This window comes from Nocardioides euryhalodurans (assembly GCF_004564375.1).
GTDB lineage: Bacteria > Actinomycetota > Actinomycetes > Propionibacteriales > Nocardioidaceae > Nocardioides > Nocardioides euryhalodurans.
On the sequence record NZ_CP038267.1, the window covers coordinates 3,880,723 to 3,901,410 of the forward strand.

Consider the following 20,688-nt stretch of genomic DNA (forward strand, 5'->3'; position numbering starts at 1 on the left):
TCCACGAGGTGCGCCTCAGGTCCCCCGACTCCGGCACGCCCCCTCCCCGGTCACAACAGTGAGTACGCCTTGTCCAGCACCACCCGCAGGATCTGCTCGATCTCGTCGAAGTGCTGCTGGTCGCAGATCAGCGGCGGGGCGAGCTGCACCACCGGGTCGCCCCGGTCGTCGGCCCGGCAGTAGAGGCCCTCCTCGTAGAGCGCCTTCGAGACGTAGCCGTAGAGGATCCGCTCGCACTCGTCGTCGGAGAAGGTCTCCCGGGTGGCCTGGTCCTTGACCAGCTCGATCCCGTAGAAGTAGCCCTCGCCGCGCACGTCGCCGACGATCGGCAGGTCCTTGAGCCGCTCGAGGGTCGCGCGGAAGGCCCCCTCGTTGTGGCGGACGTGCTCGAGGACCTGCTCCTCCTCGAAGATCTGGAGGTTCTTCAGCCCGACCGCGGTCGAGACCGGGTGGCCGCCGAAGGTGTAGCCGTGGGCGAACATCGCGCCGGGCTGCAGGAACGGCTCCATCAGCCGGTCGCTGGCGATCATCGCCCCCAGGGGCGCGTAGCCGGAGGTGATCCCCTTGGCGCAGGTGATCATGTCGGGCTGGTAGCCGAACCGCTCGGCGCCGAACATGTGGCCGAGCCGGCCGAAGGCGCAGATCACCTCGTCGGAGACCAGCAGCACGTCGTACTCGTCGCAGATCTCGCGGACCCGCTGGAAGTAGCCGGGCGGCGGGGGGAAGCAGCCGCCGGCGTTCTGGACGGGCTCGAGGAAGACCGCGGCGACCGTGTCGGGGCCCTCGTTCTCGATCGCGACGGCGATCTGGTCCGCGGCCCACCGACCGAACGCCTCGAGGTCGTCGGAGCGCTCCGGTGCGCGGTAGAAGTTGGTGTTGGGCACCCGGAAGGTCGAGGGCACCAGCGGCTCGAACTGCTGCTTGAGCAGGGGCAGGCCCGTGATCGAGAGCGCACCCTGGGTGGTGCCGTGGTAGGCGATGGCGCGGCTGATCACCTTGTGCTTCATCGGCTTGCCGACGAGCTTGTAGTAGTTCTTGGCGAGCTTCCACGCGGTCTCGACGGCCTCGCCGCCGCCGGTCGTGAAGAAGACCCGGTTGAGGTCACCGGGGGCGTACGACGCCACCTTGTCGGCGAGCTCGATCGCCGACGGGTGGGTGTAGGACCAGAGCGGCATGAACGCCAGCTCCCTGGCCTGGGCCGCGGCCGCGTCGGCGAGCTCGGTGCGCCCGTGCCCGAGCTGGCTCACGAACAGCCCCGCGAGGGCGTCGAGGTAGCGCTTGCCCTTGGCGTCCCAGATGTAGGCGCCCTCGCCACGGACGATGATCGGCACCTCCTGCTGGGGAGAGTGGCGGGCGAAGTGCATCCACAGGTGGTCCCGGGCGGACTGCTGGAGCTGGTCGTAGTCGTGCGGCATGCGCCCATCATGCGGGTCAACAGGGGCGCTCGCAAGCGAAATCGTTGCTGATCTGGTCCAGAGTTGCGGAATCAGTAGTGGAATGTCCGTGCGACCACTGGTAGGAAGCGGCCATGACGCGCGTGCTCCTCGCCGGTGGCCAGGTCTTCGACGGCACCACCCACCGCGGCCCCGGTGCGGTCCTGGTCGTCGACGGGCGGGTCGAGGCGGTGGGTGAGGTCGACCCGGCGGCGGCGCGCGGCGCCGAGGTGGTCGACGTCGCGGGCGGGCTGGTGACGCCCGGGTTCGTCGACGCGCACGTCCACACCGTCCAGGGCGGCCTCGAGCGGGTGCGCTGCGACCTGTCGGCCGCCGTCTCCCGGGCGGAGTGCCTCGCGGCGGTGGCGTCGTACGCCGCCGCGCAGCCGGACCTGCCGTGGGTCCTGGGCGGGGGCTGGGCGATGGCGCTCTTCCCGGGCGGCACCCCGACTGCCGCCGACCTCGACGCGGTCGTGCCCGACCGGCCGGTCTTCCTCCCCAACCGCGACCACCACGGGGCGTGGGTCAACAGCCGGGCGCTGGAGCTGGCCGGCATCGACGCCCGCACCCCCGACCCGGCCCACGGGCGGATCGAGCGCGACGCCGACGGCACCCCGACCGGCACGCTCCACGAGGCCGCGATGGAGCTGGTCAGCAGGCTGGTGCCGCCGACGACCGACGCCGAGTACTACGAGGCGCTGCTGGCCGGGCAGCAGCACCTCCACGAGCTGGGGGTCACCGGCTGGCAGGACGCGATCGTCGGCGCCTACGCGGGCATGGACGACCCGGGACCGACGTACCGCCTCGCGGCGGAGCGCGGCGACCTCACCGGGTGGGTCGTCGGCGCCCTGTGGTGGGAGCGCGAGCGTGGGCTCGAGCAGGTCGCCGACCTCGTGACGAGGCGGGAGGAGCTCACGCACGGCCGGTTCCGGGCGACCTCGGTGAAGGTGATGCAGGACGGGGTGCTCGAGAACTTCACGGCGGCCGTGTCGACGCCCTACCTCGACCGGTGCGGCCACCCGACCGAGGGCGCCGGGTTCTCGTTCGTGGACGCGCAGGTGCTGCGCGAGGCGGCGGTGGCGCTCTCGGCGGAGGGCTTCCAGGTGCACGTCCACGCCATCGGGGACCGGGGCGTGCGGGAGACGCTCGACGCCTTCGCCGCCGTCCCCGCCGAGCAGCGGGCCGCGCTGCGCCACCACCTCGCCCACCTGCAGGTGGTCCGGCCCGACGACGTGGCACGGTTCGCCGCGCTGGGGGTGGTCGCCAATGCGCAGGCGCTGTGGGCGTGCTTCGACGACCAGATGGTCGACCTCACCCTGCCCTTCCTGGGGGAGGAGCGTGGCCGCTGGCAGTACCCCTTCGGCGCGATCCACCGCGCAGGCGGACGGCTGGCGATGGGGAGCGACTGGCCGGTGACCAGCCCCGACCCGTTGGCCGCCATCCACACCGCCGTCACCAGGACGACGTACGACGACCCGGGCCGTGCGGGCACGGAGCCGTTCCTCCCGGAGCAGGCGGTCGACCTGACGACCGCGTTCGCGGCGTACACCTCGGGCAGCGCGTGGCTCAACCACCGCGACGACGCGGGCGTGCTCCGGCCGGGCGCCGTGGCCGACCTCGTGGTGCTCGACCGGGACCCGTTCGCCGGTCCGGCCGAGGAGATCGGTGCCGCCCGGGTGCGGTCGACCTGGGTCGACGGCCGGCCCGTCCACGTGTCGTCGTGAGGGGTGGCCGGGATCCCGTGGCGGTGATCGGCACGAGCGGCGCGGCTGCGCAGACCCGCCGCGTCCGGTGAAGAAACAACGGATTCCGCCAGATGGACCCGGCAGCCCCTACCGATTCCGTAGTTCCGTGGTTAGGGTTCACGCCATGGCAGACACGACGTTCCGCAACATCATCAACGGCGCACTGGTCGACTCGGCCTCGGGCGAGACCTACGACGTCATCGACCCCACCACGGGTGGCGTCTACGGCCAGGCGCAGAAGAGCGGCGCGGAGGACGTCGACCGCGCGTACGCCGCGGCGGCGACCGCGTTCGAGACCTGGGGCCAGACCACGCCGGCTGAGCGGCAGCGCGCACTGCTGAAGATCGCCGACGCGCTCGAGGAGCGCGCCCGGGAGTTCGTCGACGTCGAGTCGCGTGACACCGGCAAGCCGATCGGCTTCACGGTCGACGAGGAGCTGCCGCCCGCCATCGACCAGATCCGGTTCTTCGCCGGTGCCGCCCGGGTGCTGGAGGGCAAGTCCGGAGGCGAGTACCTCAAGGACCACACGTCGTTCGTCCGCCGCGAGCCGATCGGGGTCGTGGGCCAGGTGACGCCCTGGAACTACCCGCTGATGATGATGGTCTGGAAGATCGCCCCGGCCCTCGCCGCCGGCAACACGATCGTCCTCAAGCCCTCCGACACCACGCCCGCGTCGACCACGCTCTTCGCCGAGATGGCCCAGGAGTTCCTGCCCCCGGGCGTCTTCAACGTCGTCACCGGTGACCGCGACACCGGCCGTACGCTCGTCGAGCACCCGACCCCGCAGCTGGTCGCGATCACCGGCTCGGTCCGGGCCGGCATGCAGGTCGCCGCCTCGGCGGCCGCGCAGCTCAAGCGGGTCCACCTCGAGCTCGGCGGCAAGGCGCCCGTCATCGTCTTCGACGACGCCGACGTGGAGGCTGCGGCGGAGGGCATCGCCGGGGCCGGCTACTTCAACGCCGGCCAGGACTGCACCGCGGCGACCCGGGTGCTCGCCGGACCCGGTGTCCACGACGACTTCGTGGCCGCGCTCGCCGAGCAGGCCCGCAACTCCAGGACGGGCATGCCGGACGACGAGGACATCCTCTTCGGTCCCCTCAACAACGCCGACCAGCTCGCCCGCGTCAGCGGCATGGTCGACCGGCTGCCCGACCACGCGCAGGTGGTCGCCGGCGGCTCCCGCCAGGGCGACGCCGGCTACTTCTACGAGGCCACGGTCCTCTCGGGCCTCCAGCAGGACGACGAGCAGGTCCAGGACGAGATCTTCGGTCCGGTGATCACCGTCCAGAAGTTCTCCGACGAGGGCGAGGCGCTGCGCTGGGCCAACGGGGTGAAGTACGGCCTGGCCTCGAGCGTCTGGACCCGCGACCACGGCCGCGCGATGCGGATGGCCAAGCACCTCGACTTCGGTGCGGTGTGGATCAACACCCACATCCCGATCGTGGCGGAGATGCCGCACGGCGGCTTCAAGGACTCCGGCTACGGCAAGGACCTGTCGATGTACGGCCTCGAGGACTACACGCGCATCAAGCACGTCATGAGCTACATCGGCGAGTAGGCGTCGTGACGCGCGGCGCCCGGCGGCGTGGCCGTCCCTCGACGGCCGACCCCGGGCCGCGTCCGCTCCTCCACCCTGCCCTGCACCACGCGTGACGACGTCCAAGGAGACACGATGAAGATCCTTCTGATCGGAGCCGGCGGTGTCGGCGGTGCGTTCGCCGCCATCGCTGCCCGGCGCGACTTCTTCGAGGCGATCGTCATCGCCGACTACGACCCGGTGAGGGCCGAGAAGGCTGCGGTCGCCGACGACCGGTTCACGGCAGCGCAGGTCGACGCCTCCTCGCAGGCCTCGGTCGAGGCGCTGTGCCGCGAGCACGGCATCACCCACGTGATGAACGCGGTCGACCCGGTCTTCAACATGCCGGTCTTCGAGGGCGCGCTGGCCGCCGGGGCCGACTACGTCGACATGGCGATGTCGCTCAGCCGGCCGCACCCCGACGCCCCGTACGCGAGGGCGGGGGTCAAGCTCGGCGACGAGCAGTTCGCCCAGGCCGGGCAGTGGGAGCAGGCGGGTCGGCTGGCGCTGGTCGGGATGGGCGTCGAGCCGGGCCTGTCCGACGTGTTCGCGCGCTACGCGGCCGACCACCTGTTCTCCGACATCGACGAGCTCGGCACCCGCGACGGAGCCAACCTCGTGGTGACCGACGACGACGGCAACGAGATCTTCGCGCCGTCGTTCTCGATGTGGACCACCATCGAGGAGTGCCTCAACCCGCCGGTGATCTACGAGAAGGCGCGCGCCGAGGTCGACGGGGGCTGGTTCACCACGCCGCCGTTCAGCGAGCCCGAGGTCTTCGACTTCCCCGAGGGGATCGGCCCCGTCGAGTGCGTCAACGTGGAGCACGAGGAGGTGCTCCTGATGCCGCGCTGGATCGACTGCAAGCGCGCCACGTTCAAGTACGGCCTCGGCGACGAGTTCATCAACATCCTCAAGGTGCTGCACACGCTCGGCCTCGACCGCACCGACAAGGTCCGGGTCAAGGGGGTGGAGGTCAGCCCGCGCGACGTGGTCGCCGCCGTGCTCCCGGACCCCGCGACCGTGGGGCCGCGGATGAAGGGGAAGACCTGCGCCGGCCTGTGGGTCACCGGGACGGGGAAGGACGGCGAGCCCCGGTCGACCTACCTCTACCACGTGGTCGACAACGAGTGGACGATGCAGGAGTACGGCCACCAGTGCGTGGTCTGGCAGACCGCGATCAACCCGGTGGTCGCGCTGGAGCTCCTCGCCCGCGGGACCTGGTCGGGCAGCGGGGTGCTGGGGCCGGAGGCCTTCGACGCGGTGCCGTTCCTCGACCTGCTGACCGAGTACGGCTCGCCGTGGGGCTTCCAGGAGGTGGCGTCGTGACCGGGCAGGGCGGTCCCGGGCTGCCGCAGGAGCGCCGGTTGGTGACGGCGGTCCCCGGCCCGCAGTCGCAGGCCAGGCTGGACCGCAAGAAGGCCCACGTCGCCGACGGCGTCGGCACGGTGCTGCCCGTCTTCGTGACTGCCGCGGGCGGCGGCGTGCTCGTCGACGTCGACGGCAACTCGCTCATCGACCTCGGGTCCGGCATCGCGGTGACGACGGTCGGCAACGCCGCCCCGAGGTCGTCTCGAGGGTGCACGCGCAGGTCGACGCCTTCACCCACACCTGCTTCATGGTCACGCCCTACGACGCGTACGTCGACGTGTGCGCGGAGCTCGCGGAGCTGACCCCGGGCGACCACGCCAAGAAGTCGGCGCTCTTCAACTCCGGCGCGGAGGCGGTCGAGAACGCCGTCAAGATCGCCCGCACCGCCACCGGTCGCGACGCCGTGGGCGTCTTCGACCACGCCTACCACGGGCGTACCAACCTGACGATGGCGATGACCGCCAAGAACATGCCCTACAAGCACGGCTTCGGGCCCTTCGCCGGCGAGGTCTACCGGGCACCGATGTCCTACCCCTTCCGGGACGGGCTCTGGGGCGCCGAGGCGGCCGCCCGGGCCGTCGACGTCCTCGACAAGCAGGTCGGCGCCGACAACCTCGCCTGCCTGGTGATCGAGCCGATCCTGGGCGAGGGGGGCTTCGTCGTCCCGGCGCAGGGCTTCCTGCCGGCGCTGGCCGAGTGGTGCCGCGACCGGGGCGTGCTGCTGGTGGCCGACGAGATCCAGTCGGGCTTCTGCCGGACCGGCGACTGGTTCGCCAGCGACCACGAGGGTGTCGTGCCCGACCTGGTGACCACCGCGAAGGGCATCGCGGGCGGCTTCCCCCTCGCCGGGGTCACCGGCCGCGCCGAGCTGATGGACAGCGTGCACGTGGGCGGTCTGGGTGGTACCTACGGCGGCAACCCGGTCGCCTGTGCGGCGGCACTCGGCGCCATCGAGGAGATGCGTCGCCACGACCTGACCGCTCGCGCCCGCGAGATCGGGGCGACGATGACGGCACGGCTGGAGGCGCTCCGCGCCGAGCACCCGGTGATCGGTGACGTCCGCGGCCGCGGCGCGATGATGGCGATCGAGCTCACCGCGCCCGGGACGACCGACCCCGACCCGGCTCGAACGGCTGCCGTGGCCGCCTACTGCCACCAGCAGGGCGTGGTCACCCTCACCTGCGGCACCTGGGCCAACGTCTTCCGGTTCCTGCCACCGCTCTCGATCCCCGACCACCTGCTCGACGAGGGCTTCGACGTGGTGGCGGAGGCGTTCGCGGCCACTGCCTGACCACGCCTCGACCCCGCGGGGCGACCGGCCCGACCGCCGGCCGCCCTGAGAGACTTGTCGGGTGCGACGAGACGTGGTGGTCCTGGGCTCGACCGGCTCCATCGGGACCCAGGCCCTGGACCTCGTGCGCGCCAACCCCGACCGGTTCCGGGTGGTCGGCCTGACGGCCGGCGGCTCGCAGCAGGACCTGTTCGACCGGCAGGTGGCCGAGCTCGCGCCGGCGTACGCCGGTCTCGGCGAGTCCGCCAGCGTCGAGGCGGCGGCGATGGACTGCGACGTCGTCCTCAACGGCATCACCGGGGCGGTCGGACTGCGTCCGACGCTGGCGGCGCTCGACGCCGGCAACACGCTGGCGCTCGCCAACAAGGAGAGCCTGATCATCGGTGGTCCGGTCGTCCTGGACCGGGCTGCGCCCGGCCAGATCGTCCCGGTCGACAGCGAGCACTCGGCGCTCGCCCAGTGCCTGCGCGGCGGCACCCCGGAGGAGGTACGCCGGCTCGTGCTCACCGCGAGCGGCGGGCCGTTCCGCGGCCGCACCCGCGACCAGCTCGCCGAGGTGACCGTCGACGAGGCGCTGGCCCACCCCACCTGGGACATGGGGCCGGTCGTCACCATCAACTCCGCGACCCTCGTCAACAAGGGCCTCGAGGTCATCGAGGCCCACCTGCTCTTCGGGATCCCCTTCGACCGGATCGAGGTCGTGGTCCACCCCACCAGCGTCGTCCACTCGATGGTGGAGTTCGTCGACGGCTCGACGCTGGTGCAGGCGAGCCCGCCGACCATGCTGATCCCGATCGCCCTGGGCCTGGCCTGGCCCGACCGCGTGCCCGACGCCGCCCCGCCGGTCGACTGGACCCGGCAGGAGACCTGGGAGTTCCACCCGCTCGACGACGACGCGTTCCCGGCCGTCGCCCTGGCCCGCGACGCCGGCTCCACCGGGAGCACCGCGCCGGCCGTCTACAACGCCGCGAACGAGGCGTGCGTGGACGCCTTCCGGCGCGGCCGGCTGCCGTTCGTGGAGATCGTCCCCACAGTTGCCGCGGTGCTGGCCGCCCACGACGTACCCTCGGAGGAGCAGCTCACCGTCGACGACGTCCTCGCCGCCGACGCGTGGGCCCGCGCCGCTGCCCAGTCCCGCATCGAAGGAACCGCATGACCGCCCTCTACTACCTGCTCGGCGTGGTGATCTTCGTGGTCGCCATCCTGGCGTCGATCGGGCTGCACGAGTTCGGCCACATGATCCCCGCCAAGAAGTTCGGCGGGAAGGTCACCCAGTGGTTCGTCGGCTTCGGCCCGACGGTGTGGAGCAAGCAGGTCGGGGAGACCGAGTACGGCATCAAGGCGATCCCGCTCGGCGGCTACGTCAAGATCGTCGGCATGCTCCCGCCCGGAGGTGAGGAGCTCGACGAGGACCGCGCCCACCCGGTCTACGACGAGGACGGCAACCGGGTCGTCCGGATCCGCAAGTCCAACACCGGCCTCTTCACCCAGCTGATCTCCGACGCCCGCGCCGCGGAGTGGGAGCACGTCAAGGCCGGCGACGAGGACCGGCTGTTCTACAAGATGGCCTGGTGGAAGAAGGTCATCGTGATGGCCGGCGGGCCGACGGTGAACCTGCTCATCGCCTTCGCGATCTTCGCCCCGATCTTCGCGTTCTACGGCAACGCCGGTGACGTCCGGATCACGCCGGAGGTCGGCGAGGTCTCCCGGTGCATCGTCCCCGTGGCCGAGGACGGCCGCGAGTGCACCGCCCGCGAGCTCCGCGAGGACCCCACCCCCGCGGTGGAGGCCGGCCTGCAGGAGGGCGACCGGTTCGTCTCGTGGAACGGCACCGAGATCACCGGCTGGGAGCAGCTGCAGAGCGTGATCCGGGCCAACGCGGACGGCGAGGCCGAGATCGTCGTGGAGCGCGACGGCGAGCTGGTGACGCTCGAGGCCGACACCACCGTGCAGCTGCGTCCGACGAGCGCCACCGACGCCACCCTGACGCAGGTCGGCTTCCTGGGGATCGTGCCCGCGGCCGAGCTCGCGACCGGCGGGCCGATCTACACCCTCGACCAGATGGGCGACATGACCGTCCAGACGGTGCAGGCCCTCGGCACGCTGCCGCTGAAGGTCTGGGACGTCGCACAGGCGATCGCCGGCGTCGAGGAGCGCGACCCCAACGGCCCCGTCAGCATCGTCGGGGGCGGCCGGATCGCCGGCGAGACCGCGGCCAGTGACCGGTTCCCGCTGCTGGAGAAGACGATCAGCCTGCTGATGCTGATCGCGGCCTTCAACTTCTTCATCGGGATGTTCAACTTCGTCCCGCTGCTGCCGCTCGACGGCGGCCACATCGCCGGTGCGCTCTACGAGGCCGTACGCCGGGGCGTGGCCCGGGTCACCGGTCGCCCGGACCCGGGCTACGTCGACGTGGCCAAGCTGTTGCCCGTCGCGTACGTGATGGCCTCGGTGCTGCTCGTCCTGGGCCTGGTGCTGATCGTCGGCGACATCGTCGCCCCGATCGACCTCGAGCTCTGATCGGTTCGGGGCCGCCGGCCCCCGGCCAGTAGCCTTGGCGTCATGACCGAGATCAACCTGGGCATGCCCGAGGCCCCTCCGCCCGTGCTCGCCCCCCGTCGCCCCACCCGCCAGATCAAGGTCGGCAAGGTCGGGGTCGGCAGCGACCACCCGGTCTCGGTCCAGTCGATGACCACGACGCTCACCTCCGACGTCAACGCCACGCTCCAGCAGATCGCCGAGCTGACGGCGTCGGGCTGCGACATCGTCCGCGTCGCCTGCCCCAGCCAGGACGACGCCGAGGCGCTCCCGGCGATCGCGCAGAAGAGCCAGATCCCGGTCATCGCCGACATCCACTTCCAGCCGAAGTACGTCTACGCCGCGATCGACGCCGGCTGCGCCGCGGTCCGGGTCAACCCCGGCAACATCCGCAAGTTCGACGACCAGGTCAAGGAGATCGCGGCCGCTGCCAAGGACCGCGGCACCTCGATCCGGATCGGCGTCAACGCCGGCAGCCTCGACAAGCGACTGATGGAGAAGTACGGCAAGGCCACCCCCGAGGCGCTCGTCGAGAGCGCCGTCTGGGAGGCGAGCCTGTTCGAGGAGCACGACTTCCACGACTTCAAGATCTCGGTGAAGCACAACGACCCCGTGGTGATGGTGCGGGCGTACGAGATGCTCGCCGAGCGCGGCGACTGGCCGCTCCACCTCGGCGTCACCGAGGCCGGACCGGCCTTCCAGGGCACCATCAAGTCCGCGGTCGCCTTCGGCCACCTGCTCAGCCAGGGGATCGGCGACACGATCCGGGTCAGCCTCTCCGCGCCGCCGGTCGAGGAGGTCAAGGTCGGGATCCAGATCCTCGAGAGCCTCAACCTCAAGCCGCGCCGGCTCGAGATCGTCTCCTGCCCCTCGTGCGGGCGGGCCCAGGTCGACGTCTACAAGCTCGCCGACGAGGTCACCGCCGGCCTCGACGGCCTCGAGGTGCCGCTGCGCGTCGCCGTGATGGGCTGCGTCGTCAACGGCCCGGGCGAGGCCCGCGAGGCCGACCTCGGCGTCGCCTCGGGCAACGGCAAGGGCCAGATCTTCGTCAAGGGCGAGGTCATCAAGACCGTGCCCGAGTCCAAGATCGTGGAGACGCTGATCGAGGAGGCGATGCGGATCGCCGAGGACATGGAGGCCGTCGAGGGCTCGCAGGCGAGCGTCTCGGTCTCCTGACAGGTCCTCGCGCCGGTCGGTCAGGTGCGGCGTACGCCGCCGCCTCGCCCGGCGAGGTTCGCGAGCGGGTCTCGGGGTTGGTCACGGATGCCTACGGCACGAACCCCGGGCTTCCCCGGCCGGCCGGGGAGAGCGCGACGGGCCCTCACCCCACCGCCACCACGTGCAGCAACAGCGCCTGCTCGGGATCCAGGCTCGGCGGCTGCAGCCCGGCGGCGGCGAGGGCCGAGCCGCTCATCACCGTCTCGGGCGTGTCGGACCCCGCCCACCAGGCGGGCGGGACCAGCCCGGAGGGGGGCGTCCCGACCAGCAGCGGCCGCACCCGGTAGGTCCGCGCCGGGTCGAGGCCGCGCAGGCGTACCCGGGGTGCCGGCATCGTCGGCGTCCACGAGAGGGTGGCCAGCGCGAAGAGGGCCTCGTCGCGTGCCGCGTCGACCACGCCGTGCACCCACAGCCCCTCGACGGGGTCCGGTCCGCGCACGACGTCGCCGCCGAGCAGCAGGCCACGGTGCTGCCGGTACGCCGCGATCCACGCCGCCAGCTCGTCGAGCTCGGCCTGCGAGGCGGTGGTGAGGTCCCACTCCACCCCGAGGTGCCCGAACAGGGCGGTGGCCGCCCGGAACGACAGGTCGTGACGTCGCCCGGTCGTGTGGGACCGGGGGCTGGCGATGTGGGAGCCCATCATCTCGGGAGGCAGCAGCTGGCCGGTCCAGCGCAGCATCCGTTGCCGCTCCAGCGGGTCGATGCAGTCCGAGACCCACACCCGGTCGGTGTGCTCGAGGATGCCGAGGTCGACCCGCGCACCCCCGGAGGAGCACGACTCGATCTCGAGGTCGGGGTGGCGCTCCCGGATCGTGTCGAGCATCCGGTAGAGCGCCAGCGTCTGCCCGCGGACCGCGGGCCGGCCGCCGTCGAGCTGGTTGCCGGCCTCGACGAGGTCGCGGTTGTGGTCCCACTTGAGGTACGCGACGTCGTACTCGTCGAGCACGGCGAGCAGCTTGCCGAGCACGTGGTCGTAGGCCTCGGGGATCGCGAGGTCCAGCACCTGCTGGAAGCGTGACTCGACCGGCCACTCCGCCCGCGCGGCCATGATCCACTCGGGGTGCGCGCGGGCGAGCTCGGAGTCCGGGTTGACCATCTCGGGCTCGACCCAGAGCCCGAACTCCATGCCGTGCCCCCGCACCGCGTCGACGAGGGGGTGCAGACCGTCGGGCCACACGTCGGGGGAGACGTCCCAGTCGCCCAGCCCGCTGTGGTCGTCGCGCCGGCTCCCGAACCAGCCGTCGTCGAGCACGAAGCGCTCGATGCCGACCTCCGCGGCCCGCTCGGCCAGCGGCAGCAGCCGCGCGAGGTCGTGGTCGAAGTAGACCGCCTCCCACACGTTCAGCGTGACCGGCCGCGTGCTGTCGGGGTGCCGGTCGCGGCTGCGCAGGTGGCGGTGGAACCGGCGGGCGACGGCGTCCAGGCCCACGCCGTACGACCCGAAGAGCCAGGGGGAGCGGTAGGAGTCGCCCTGCTCGAGGACCACCTCGCCCGGCAGCAGCAGCTCCCCGCCGCCGAGCACCTGGTCGCCGGTGAAGAGCCGCTCGGCGTAGTGGGTGTGGTTGCCGCTCCACGCCGTGTGGACCGCCCAGGCCTCGCCCCGCTCGAAGTCGGTGCCGGGCTCGTGGGCGTGCAGCAGCGTGGCGGCGTCGGCGCCGGTGCGGCCGCGGCGTCCCTCCCGCAGGTGGGTGCCGGTCGTGAAGGCGCGCGACTGCGCCAGCCGCTCCATGCCCCACCGGCCCGCCATGTCGAGCAGCTCGGTCGCCTGGGACGGCACCGGCAGCGCCAGCACCACGTCCTCCAGCCCGTACGTCGGCCCGTGGTTGGTCACCTCTGCCCGGGCGCGGAGCAGCCCGGTCGGGAGCAGCTCGAGCTCGAGGACGACGGCGAGCGCGGCCTCGGCGTCCTCGGCCTCCACCCGGAGCGTCGCCGGTCCGCTGTCGACGTGGTCGCTGGTCACCGGGTCGCCGTCGAGGGTCAGCGCGCCGACGGTGAGCCTCGTCGACCACCCACGACCGCCCCGGGAGCCCCGGAGCCCGGGCCGGCCGGTCCAGCCGGTGTGCTGCTCCGGCAGGAGCGAGACCCGCCACGGCACGTCGACGGTGTTGGGACCGACGTGGCCGAGCGAGGTGTCGACGAGCGCGCGGGTGCTCGCCGCGGTCATCCCGGCGAGCTCGGCCCCCCAGTGGACGACCACGGGGAGGCGTCCGCCGGCGACGTCGAGCACCACCGAGCAGCCGGCGGCGTGCAGGTGGACGGTGCAGTCCTGGACCATGGCGGCGAGCCTAGTGATCCGTCGGTCGGTCGGGCTGCCACGCGTCCCTGTCTCCGGACGGCCGGGCCCCGTAGGCTCCGGCTGTGCTCACGACCCGTCACGGCGTTCGCGTCCTGGGCGCGTCCGACCTCGACGCGTTCCAGCGGCTCGCGTCGGTCGACCCGGTCGTGAACGTCTTCGCCTCCTACCGCGCCCGCACCACCAACCTGGAGCCGCGCTGGCTCGGGGGAGAGGTCTGGGGACGCTTCGTCGACGGGGAGCTCTGCGCCGCCTGCCACGTGGGCGCCAACCTCGTCCCCGTCCAGGCGAGCCCCGACGACGCCAGGGTGTTCGCGGAGCGTGCGCTCGCCCGCGGGCGCACGGTCACCACGATCGTCGGCCCTCAGGACGCCGTCCGCCCGCTGTGGGAGACGGTGGCCGAGTCGTGGGGGCCGGCGCGCGAGCAGCGGTGGGACCAGCCCCACCTCGAGATCGGGCACGCGCCGCAGGTCGCGCCCGACCCCCTCGTGCGGCGGACCACCCTGGCCGACCTCGACGTGCTCTACCCGGCCTGCGTCGCCATGTACACCGAGGAGGTCGGGGTCTCGCCCGAGGCCGGGGGCGGCGCCGACCTCTACCGCACCCGCGTCCACCAGCTCGTCTCGCGGGGCTGGTCCTTCGCCCGGGTCGAGGACGGCGAGGTCGTGTTCAAGGCCGAGGTCGCCTCCGTCACGCCGTACGCCGCCCAGGTGCAGGGCGTCTGGGTGTCGCCCTCGCGCCGCGGTGAGGGGCTGGGCGCCGCCGGGATGGCTGCGGTGGTGGAGGCCGTCCGCAGCGACGTGGCCCCGGTGGTCTCGCTCTACGTGAACGACTTCAACCACGCCGCCCGGCGGGTCTACGAGCGGGTGGGTTTCGCGCGCACGGCCACCTTCGCGACCATCATGTTCTGAGCCGAGGAACTGGTTCGCGGCGCCCGCCGGGCGACAAGTAGCCTGCGCGCATGATCTTGCGGATGTCCAGCCTCTTCGTGCGCACGCTCCGGGACGACCCGAACGACGCCGAGGTGCCGAGCCACCGGCTGCTCGTCCGGGCCGGCTACATCCGTCGGGCCGCGCCGGGCATCTACTCCTGGCTGCCGCTGGGACTGCGGGTCCTGCGCAACGTCGAGGGCATCATCCGCGAGGAGATGGACGCGATCGGGGCCCAGGAGCTCTCGTTCCCTGCGCTGCTCCCGCGCGAGCCCTACGAGGCCAGCAACCGCTGGACGACGTACGGCAACGGCATCTTCCGCCTCCAGGACCGCAAGGGCGGCGACTACCTGCTCGGGCCCACCCACGAGGAGATGTTCACCCTCGCGGTGAAGGACATGTACTCCTCCTACAAGGACCTGCCGGTCTGGCTCTACCAGATCCAGACGAAGTACCGCGACGAGGCGCGTCCCCGCGCCGGCGTGCTGCGCGGCCGCGAGTTCATCATGAAGGACTCCTACTCCTTCGACACCTCAGACGAGGGCCTCGACCGGTCGTACGCCGCCCACCGCGCGGCGTACATCAAGACCTTCGACCGGCTCGGCTTCGACTACGCCATCGTCAAGGCGACCAGCGGCGCGATGGGCGGCTCGAAGTCCGAGGAGTTCCTGGCCAAGGCCGAGGTCGGCGAGGACACCTACGTCCGCTGCACCCACTGCGACTACGCCGCGAACGTCGAGGCCGTCGCCGTCCGCGCGCCGGCGCCCGTGGCGTACGACGACGCGCCGGCCGCGCACGCCGAGCAGACGCCCGACACCCCGACCATCGAGACCCTGGTCGACCACCTCAACGAGAAGTTCCCGCGCGAGGACCGCCCCTGGGCGGCCGGCGACACGCTCAAGAACGTCCTCGTCGTCCTCAAGCATCCCGACGGCACCCGCGAGCCGCTCGCCATCGGGGTGCCCGGCGACCGCGAGGTGGACCCGAAGCGCCTCGAGGGCCAGCTCGAGCCGATCGAGGTCGAGTCGATGGACGAGACCGAGCTCGGCAAGCACGAGGCACTCGTCAAGGGCTACATCGGCCCCGAGGTGCTGGGGGAGGCGTCGGCGTCGAGGATCCGGTACGTCGTCGACCCCCGTGTCTCCGAGGGCACCCGCTGGGTGACCGGCGCCAACGTGTCCGGCAGCCACGTGCTCGACCTGGTCGTGGGTCGTGACTTCACGCCCGACGGCACCATCGAGGCGGCCGACGTGCGCGACGGCGACGCCTGCCCGAACTGCGCCGAGGGCACCCTCGAGTCCGCGCGCGGCATCGAGATGGGCCACATCTTCCAGCTCGGCCGCTGGTTCGCCGAGGCGCTCGACCTCAAGGTGCTCGACGAGAACGGCAAGCTGGTCACGGTCACGATGGGCTCCTACGGCATCGGCGTCACCCGTGCGGTGGCCGCGATCGCTGAGGGCACCCACGACGAGCTCGGCCTGTGCTGGCCGCGCGAGATCACCCCCGCCGACGTCCACGTCGTGGCGGCCGGCAAGGACGGCGAGGTCTTCGACACCGCGGCCCGGATCGTCGAGCAGCTCTCGGCGCAGGGCCTCGACGTGCTCTACGACGACCGGACCGGCAAGGTGAGCCCCGGGGTGAAGTTCAAGGACGCGGAGCTCATCGGCGTCCCGACCATCCTCACCGTGGGCCGCGGCCTCGCCGACGGCGTGGTCGAGGTCCGGGACCGGCGCACGGGGGAGCGGACCGACGTCCCGGTCGCCGACGCCGTCGACCACCTGGTGGGGGCCGTCCGTGGCTGAACGCGGGCTCGAGGCCGTCGTCTTCGACTGGGGCGGCACCCTCACCCGCTGGCACGACGTCGACTTCCACGCCGAGTCCCTCGCGCTGGCGGACGCCGTGGCCCGCACGCCCACGCCCGACGACGACCACCACGCGTGGGCGGCGCGGCTCCACGCCGCGGGCGACGTGATCTGGGGGCGCAGCCGCGACCACCAGCAGAGCTCGACGATCGCCGACCTCTTCGACGAGGCCGGCCTCGAGCACGACCCCGAGCTGCTGCACGCCTACCACGACTTCTGGGAGCCCCACACCGCGACCGACCCCGAGGTCGGGCCGATGTGGCGCGAGCTCAAGGCGATGGGCCTGCGGGTCGGGGTGCTCTCCAACACCATCTGGCCGCGCGCCTGGCACGAGGAGTTCTTCCGCCGCGACGGCGTCCTCGACCTGGTGGACGGCGACGTCTACACGAGCGAGATCCCCTGGACCAAGCCCTCCCCGAAGGCGTTCGGAGCGGCGATGGCGGCGGTCGGCGTCAGCGATCCCGAGCGCTGCGTCTACGTCGGTGACCGGCTCTTCGACGACGTCTGGGGAGCCGGCAACGCCGGCATGCGCACCGTCCACGTCCCGCACTCGACGATCCCTGCCAACCAGGTCGGCCACACCGAGGGCGAACCCGACGCGGTCGCCCACAGACTCGCCGAGATCCCGGGGATCGTCCGGCGCTGGGCCTGACCGACCGGACTCATCTCCACCCCTTGAGGGGGTCGCCAACCAATGGTTGGTGAGGCAGGCTCGGGGACTGGCCGGGTGCCCGGCCTCGGCACAGCCGCCCCTCGGCAGGCGGCCCGACGGAGAGGAACACCCCCATGCGCACCACCACCACCGGACTGCGGCGCACGGCCGCCAGCGCGATGGTCGCCGGGCTGGCACTGGTCGGCCTCACGGCCCCGGCTGCCAGCGCGGCAGTCGTCGCCGGCGAGCCCGTCTGCGTCGAGGTCGACGCCCACGAGGCATCGTCGGCTGCCCGCGGCGGCTACGGCAACGACACCCGTCCGGTCACCCCCACGGAGCAGCGCCAGATCCGTGAGCGCACCTCCCGCATCCTCGACCGGCAGGTGAGCCGAGGCAGGCCCGCAGCCGGGACCTCGATCCCGGTCTACGTCCACGTGATGGCGGCCAAGGACGGTTCCGGCGACGTGACCGACGCGGCGATCGCCGAGCAGGTCGCCGTCCTCAACACCACCTACGCGGGCGAGGAGTCCGGTGCGGCCGCCGAGACCGGCTACACCTTCAGGCTGGCGGGGGTCGACCGGTTCTACAACGACACCTGGCACCGGGACGGCGCGTCCTCGAAGTACCGCAAGGCGACTCGTCAGGGTGGCGCCAACGCCCTCAACATGTGGCTCGTCGACTTCAAGTACCTCGGCATCGCCACCTTCCCGTGGGACTACGCGAAGAGCCCGGGCGTCGACGGGATCCGTGTCCACTACGCGACCCTGCCGGGCGGGGCCATCGAGAACTACGACCTCGGCGAGACCGCGACCCACGAGGCCGGCCACTGGTTGGGGCTCTACCACACCTTCCAGGGCGGCTGCACCGAGCTGAACGACGAGGTCGCGGACACTCCCGCGCAGAGCAGCCCGACCGACGGGTGCCCCGAGGGGCGCGACTCCTGCTCGCTCCCGGGCCTCGACCCGATCCACAACTACATGGACTACAGCTACGACACCTGCTACACCCAGTTCACCCCCGGGCAGGACGCTCGGATGGACCAGATGTGGGCGGCGTACCGGGGCTGACCCGCTCACCCGGCACCCGTGAGGACGGGCCCGCGGCGTCGGCGTGGGCCCGTCCTGCGCGTCCCGACGGTTGCAGAAAAATGCAATGCGCAAACGTGAGGAGGCGATCCGGTCGTGCTCCGACCTGCGGTGTTGCAAACTCTTGCACGAGGGGCTCGCGCCGTCCCCCACCGTGGCGCGAAGGGCTCCGAGCCGATGTGTCCGGCCGATCAGCGGTCCGCGAACTCACCAGCGCCGGGGAAGATCTCGGGACTTCCCCGGTAGGTGAGCTCGCGGACCGCTGAGTTCGTCAGGGCTGCGATCGCCCAGCGCCGCGAGGCCCCGCTCGTCTGGCCAACCAGCCACGCGTACGTCTCCGTGCACGACTGCTCCACGGCGAGGGCCGCCCGGGTGACCTGGTCCGGGGTGTCCAGCGGCTCCGGCAGCTCGTAGGTCGCCGCGGCCGCGGCGGGATCGGCGCCCTCGTCACGCACCAGCGCCGTCAGCTGGTCGCGGCGCGAGCGGTGCAGCGTGTAGCCCGCGGTCAGGTCTGCGAAGAGCGTCGGGGTCGCCGACGCGGAGGTCCGCGCGCCGAGCGCGCCGTAGACGTGCAGCGCGGCGTGCTCCGCCGCGAGCGCCCGCTGCAGGGCCGTCACCGGGCTCATCCGGCCTCCCCGGGCGAGGTCGCCGCGAGCTGCTGGGCGACGGCGGCCGACATGGTGGCGAGGAGCGAGGCCAGCGCACCGCTGCGTGCGGACGCCGCGCCCGTGGCGAGCCGCCGCTGCAGGGCGGTCTCCTCACGGCGTACGCGCGAGCGGGCCTCGGCCGCGCTGCCCCGCACCTGCGCGGCACGGACGCGCGCGGAGGGAGCCTCCAGGGCGACGAGGTGTGCGTCGTGCATCCGCAGCCACGGCGCGAGCTCGGCCCGGAGCGCCCCGCGCCCTCGGCCGGCGCCCGTCACCAGGGCGAGGGCGCTCCTGAGGTCGGCGACCACGGCGTCGACGAGCGCGGCGTCCGGGTCGGGCGCGGGCTCCGGCTCGGCGGTCGTCCCGGGTGTGGGAGCGGGCTCCTCGCGGACCGGACCGAGGTCGCAGCCGGTCGCCGTCAGCCCCACGAGCATGCCGCCGAGGGCGCCGCGACGGGACGTGCGCGAGGGGAGGGGCCGGGTCACGCCGCCGACCCTATCGCCGGGGTGTGGTGGTGCCCGGGGCAGCCGCTATCGTGGGTCACTTCCAACTGCACAGGAGGTCGCCGCACGTGAGCAGCGCCAGACAGGACGCCGTCCGTGACCGCATCGAGGCGGAGCTCGCCGGACCCCTGAGTGCCCTCGGTCTCGACGTCGAGGCCGTCGAGATCACGCCCGTCGCCAAGCGGCGGCTGCTCCGCGTCGCGGTCGACAAGGACGGCGGTGTCACGCACGACGACCTCGTCGACGCGGACCGCGAGGTCTCGCGGGTCCTCGACGAGTCCGACGTCATGGGGGAGCACCCCTTCACGCTCGAGGTCACCTCGCGCGGCGTCGACCGCCCGCTGACCCTGCCCCGCCACTGGCGGCGCAACGAGCAGCGCCTGGTCAAGGTCACCACGACCGGCGGCGAGGTGCTCACCGGCCGGATCGTGGCGTGCGACGAGGACACCGCACGGCTCGACGTGAGCGGCGCGACCCGTGAGGTCGACTATGCCGACGTCGCCAAGGCGCTCGTCCAGATCGAGTTCAACCGACCCGACAGCCAGGAGGCCTGATGGACATCGACCTGACCATCCTGCGGATGCTCGAGCGGGAGAAGGAGATCTCCTTCGACGTGCTCGTGGAGGCGATCGAGCAGGCCCTGCTGACGGCCTACCACAAGACTCCCGGCGCCGAGGAGCAGGCGCGGGTGGAGCTGGACCGCAAGTCCGGGCACGTGACCGTGTGGGCCGCCGAGCTCGACGACGACGGCGAGAAGATCGGCGAGCACGACGACACGCCCCAGGGCTTCGGCCGGATCGCCGCGACGACGGCGAAGCAGATCATGCTGCAGCGGCTGCGCGACGCCGAGGACGACATCAAGTTCGGTGAGTTCTCCGGCAAGGAGGGCGACATCATCTCCGGGGTGATCCAGCAGGGTCGCAACCCCGACGACGTGATGGTCGACCTCGGGCGGCTGGAGGCGCTGCTGCCCCTGGGCGAGCGGGTCCCCGGTGAGACGTACTCCCACGGCACCCGGATCAAGTGCATCGTCGTCTCGGTCCGCAAGGGTATGCGCGGCCCGCAGATCACCCTGTCGCGGACCCACCCGAACCTGGTGAAGAAGCTCTTCGCGCTCGAGGTGCCCGAGATCGCCGACGGCTCGGTGGAGATCGCGGCGATCGCCCGTGAGGCCGGCCACCGCACCAAGATCGCGGTGCACTCGACGGTGCCGGGCGTCAACGCCAAGGGTGCCTGCATCGGTCCGATGGGCCAGCGGGTGCGCAACGTGATGTCGGAGCTCCACGGCGAGAAGATCGACATCGTCGACTGGTCCGAGGACGCCGCCGAGCTGGTGGCCCACGCGCTGTCGCCGGCCAGGGTGACCTCGGTCGAGATCGTCTCCGAGGCCGAGCGCTCGGCCCGGGTGGTCGTCCCGGACTTCCAGCTGTCGCTGGCGATCGGCAAGGAGGGCCAGAACGCCCGGCTCGCCGCCCGCCTGACCGGCTGGAGGATCGACATCCGCTCCGACGAGGAGCCGAAGCCCACCGACGCCTGACGCGGCGC

Annotated in this window: 17 protein-coding genes; 13 read left to right on the plus strand and 4 right to left on the minus strand. The window is 72.2% G+C overall.

What is annotated here, in order from left to right; translation table 11 throughout:
* Positions 1–50 precede the first annotated feature (50 nt).
* Entirely contained in the window at positions 51–1,415 is a 1,365-nt protein-coding gene (locus EXE57_RS18845; protein WP_135080220.1) for an aspartate aminotransferase family protein, read from the minus strand.
* Between the two features lie 113 nt (positions 1,416–1,528).
* Here EXE57_RS18845 and EXE57_RS18850 point away from each other — a divergent pair, with 113 nt between their 5' ends.
* From EXE57_RS18850 to ispG, 7 genes are all read left to right on the plus strand, one after another.
* Positions 1,529–3,157 (plus strand): amidohydrolase, encoded by a 1,629-nt coding sequence (locus tag EXE57_RS18850; protein ID WP_135080222.1) that lies wholly within the window; start codon positions 1,529–1,531, stop codon positions 3,155–3,157.
* Between the two features lie 145 nt (positions 3,158–3,302).
* Entirely contained in the window at positions 3,303–4,736 is a 1,434-nt protein-coding gene (locus EXE57_RS18855; RefSeq protein ID WP_135080224.1) for a gamma-aminobutyraldehyde dehydrogenase, read from the plus strand.
* A 114-nt stretch (positions 4,737–4,850) separates the two neighbouring features.
* Positions 4,851–6,083 carry a saccharopine dehydrogenase family protein gene (locus tag EXE57_RS18860; RefSeq protein WP_135080226.1) on the plus strand — a complete coding sequence of 411 codons (1,233 nt, stop codon included), beginning with the start codon at positions 4,851–4,853 and terminating at the stop codon, positions 6,081–6,083.
* Between the two features lie 250 nt (positions 6,084–6,333).
* Complete coding sequence (locus EXE57_RS18865; protein ID WP_425271692.1) at positions 6,334–7,416, plus strand: aminotransferase class III-fold pyridoxal phosphate-dependent enzyme; 1,083 nt, start codon at positions 6,334–6,336, stop codon at positions 7,414–7,416.
* A 61-nt stretch (positions 7,417–7,477) separates the two neighbouring features.
* Positions 7,478–8,572, plus strand: a complete 1,095-nt coding sequence (locus EXE57_RS18870) for a 1-deoxy-D-xylulose-5-phosphate reductoisomerase (RefSeq protein ID WP_244246904.1) — start codon at positions 7,478–7,480, stop codon at positions 8,570–8,572.
* Positions 8,569–9,936, plus strand: coding sequence for a M50 family metallopeptidase (locus EXE57_RS18875; RefSeq protein ID WP_135080228.1), 1,368 nt, complete (start codon positions 8,569–8,571; stop codon positions 9,934–9,936). Before EXE57_RS18870 ends, EXE57_RS18875 begins: the two co-directional genes overlap by 4 nt.
* Positions 9,937–9,978: 42 nt before the next feature.
* Entirely contained in the window at positions 9,979–11,130 is a 1,152-nt protein-coding gene (gene ispG, locus EXE57_RS18880) for a flavodoxin-dependent (E)-4-hydroxy-3-methylbut-2-enyl-diphosphate synthase (RefSeq protein WP_135080230.1), read from the plus strand.
* 145 nt (positions 11,131–11,275) lie between these two features.
* Here ispG and EXE57_RS18885 read toward each other — a convergent pair whose 3' ends face one another.
* Positions 11,276–13,447, minus strand: a complete 2,172-nt coding sequence (locus EXE57_RS18885) for an alpha-galactosidase (protein WP_135080232.1) — start codon at positions 13,445–13,447, stop codon at positions 11,276–11,278.
* Between the two features lie 83 nt (positions 13,448–13,530).
* Here EXE57_RS18885 and EXE57_RS18890 point away from each other — a divergent pair, with 83 nt between their 5' ends.
* From EXE57_RS18890 to EXE57_RS18905, 4 genes are all read left to right on the plus strand, one after another.
* Positions 13,531–14,376: a GNAT family N-acetyltransferase gene (locus EXE57_RS18890; protein ID WP_135080234.1), complete on the plus strand. Its 846-nt coding sequence runs from the start codon at positions 13,531–13,533 to the stop codon at positions 14,374–14,376.
* A gap of 50 nt (positions 14,377–14,426) precedes the next feature.
* A complete protein-coding gene (locus EXE57_RS18895) occupies positions 14,427–16,196 on the plus strand; it encodes a proline--tRNA ligase (protein WP_135080236.1) in 1,770 nt (589 codons plus the stop codon).
* The gene (locus EXE57_RS18900; RefSeq protein WP_135080238.1) at positions 16,189–16,908 is read left to right on the plus strand and encodes an HAD family hydrolase; all 720 of its coding nucleotides are present in this window, start codon (positions 16,189–16,191) and stop codon (positions 16,906–16,908) included. The genes EXE57_RS18895 and EXE57_RS18900 overlap by 8 nt, the downstream gene beginning before the upstream one ends.
* A gap of 134 nt (positions 16,909–17,042) precedes the next feature.
* Positions 17,043–17,975, plus strand: a complete 933-nt coding sequence (locus EXE57_RS18905) for a zinc metalloprotease (RefSeq protein WP_135080240.1) — start codon at positions 17,043–17,045, stop codon at positions 17,973–17,975.
* Positions 17,976–18,184: 209 nt separating this feature from the next.
* On the opposite strand, the gene EXE57_RS18910 is transcribed toward EXE57_RS18905, so the two are convergent.
* Both EXE57_RS18910 and EXE57_RS18915 read right to left on the minus strand, forming a co-directional pair.
* On the minus strand, positions 18,185–18,619 hold the full coding sequence (locus tag EXE57_RS18910; RefSeq protein WP_135080242.1) for a DUF4439 domain-containing protein: 435 nt from the start codon (positions 18,617–18,619) through the stop codon (positions 18,185–18,187).
* Positions 18,616–19,125: a Smr/MutS family protein gene (locus EXE57_RS18915; protein WP_135080244.1), complete on the minus strand. Its 510-nt coding sequence runs from the start codon at positions 19,123–19,125 to the stop codon at positions 18,616–18,618. Before EXE57_RS18915 ends, EXE57_RS18910 begins: the two co-directional genes overlap by 4 nt.
* Positions 19,126–19,211: 86 nt before the next feature.
* Between EXE57_RS18915 and rimP the strand changes: the two genes are divergently transcribed.
* Together rimP and nusA are read left to right on the plus strand one after the other, a co-directional pair.
* Positions 19,212–19,697 (plus strand): ribosome maturation factor RimP, encoded by a 486-nt coding sequence (gene rimP, locus EXE57_RS18920; RefSeq protein ID WP_135080246.1) that lies wholly within the window; start codon positions 19,212–19,214, stop codon positions 19,695–19,697.
* Positions 19,697–20,680: a transcription termination factor NusA gene (gene nusA / locus EXE57_RS18925; RefSeq protein WP_135080248.1), complete on the plus strand. Its 984-nt coding sequence runs from the start codon at positions 19,697–19,699 to the stop codon at positions 20,678–20,680. Before rimP ends, nusA begins: the two co-directional genes overlap by 1 nt.
* The last annotated feature ends 8 nt before the right edge of the window (positions 20,681–20,688 follow it).

Excerpts from the sequence above, each read along its gene's own strand:
- EXE57_RS18860 (WP_135080226.1), top strand. The coding sequence starts at position 4,851 with ATGAAGATCCTTCTGATCGGAGCCGGCGGTGTCGGCGGTGCGTTCGCC.
- EXE57_RS18905 (WP_135080240.1), top strand. The coding sequence starts at position 17,043 with ATGCGCACCACCACCACCGGACTGCGGCGCACGGCCGCCAGCGCGATG.
- EXE57_RS18910 (WP_135080242.1), bottom strand. The coding sequence starts at position 18,619 with ATGAGCCCGGTGACGGCCCTGCAGCGGGCGCTCGCGGCGGAGCACGCC.
- EXE57_RS18855 (WP_135080224.1), top strand. The coding sequence starts at position 3,303 with ATGGCAGACACGACGTTCCGCAACATCATCAACGGCGCACTGGTCGAC.
- nusA (WP_135080248.1), top strand. The coding sequence starts at position 19,697 with ATGGACATCGACCTGACCATCCTGCGGATGCTCGAGCGGGAGAAGGAG.
- EXE57_RS18875 (WP_135080228.1), top strand. The coding sequence starts at position 8,569 with ATGACCGCCCTCTACTACCTGCTCGGCGTGGTGATCTTCGTGGTCGCC.
- ispG (WP_135080230.1), top strand. The coding sequence starts at position 9,979 with ATGACCGAGATCAACCTGGGCATGCCCGAGGCCCCTCCGCCCGTGCTC.
- EXE57_RS18895 (WP_135080236.1), top strand. The coding sequence starts at position 14,427 with ATGATCTTGCGGATGTCCAGCCTCTTCGTGCGCACGCTCCGGGACGAC.
- EXE57_RS18850 (WP_135080222.1), top strand. The coding sequence starts at position 1,529 with ATGACGCGCGTGCTCCTCGCCGGTGGCCAGGTCTTCGACGGCACCACC.
- EXE57_RS18845 (WP_135080220.1), bottom strand. The coding sequence starts at position 1,415 with ATGCCGCACGACTACGACCAGCTCCAGCAGTCCGCCCGGGACCACCTG.
- EXE57_RS18885 (WP_135080232.1), bottom strand. The coding sequence starts at position 13,447 with ATGGTCCAGGACTGCACCGTCCACCTGCACGCCGCCGGCTGCTCGGTG.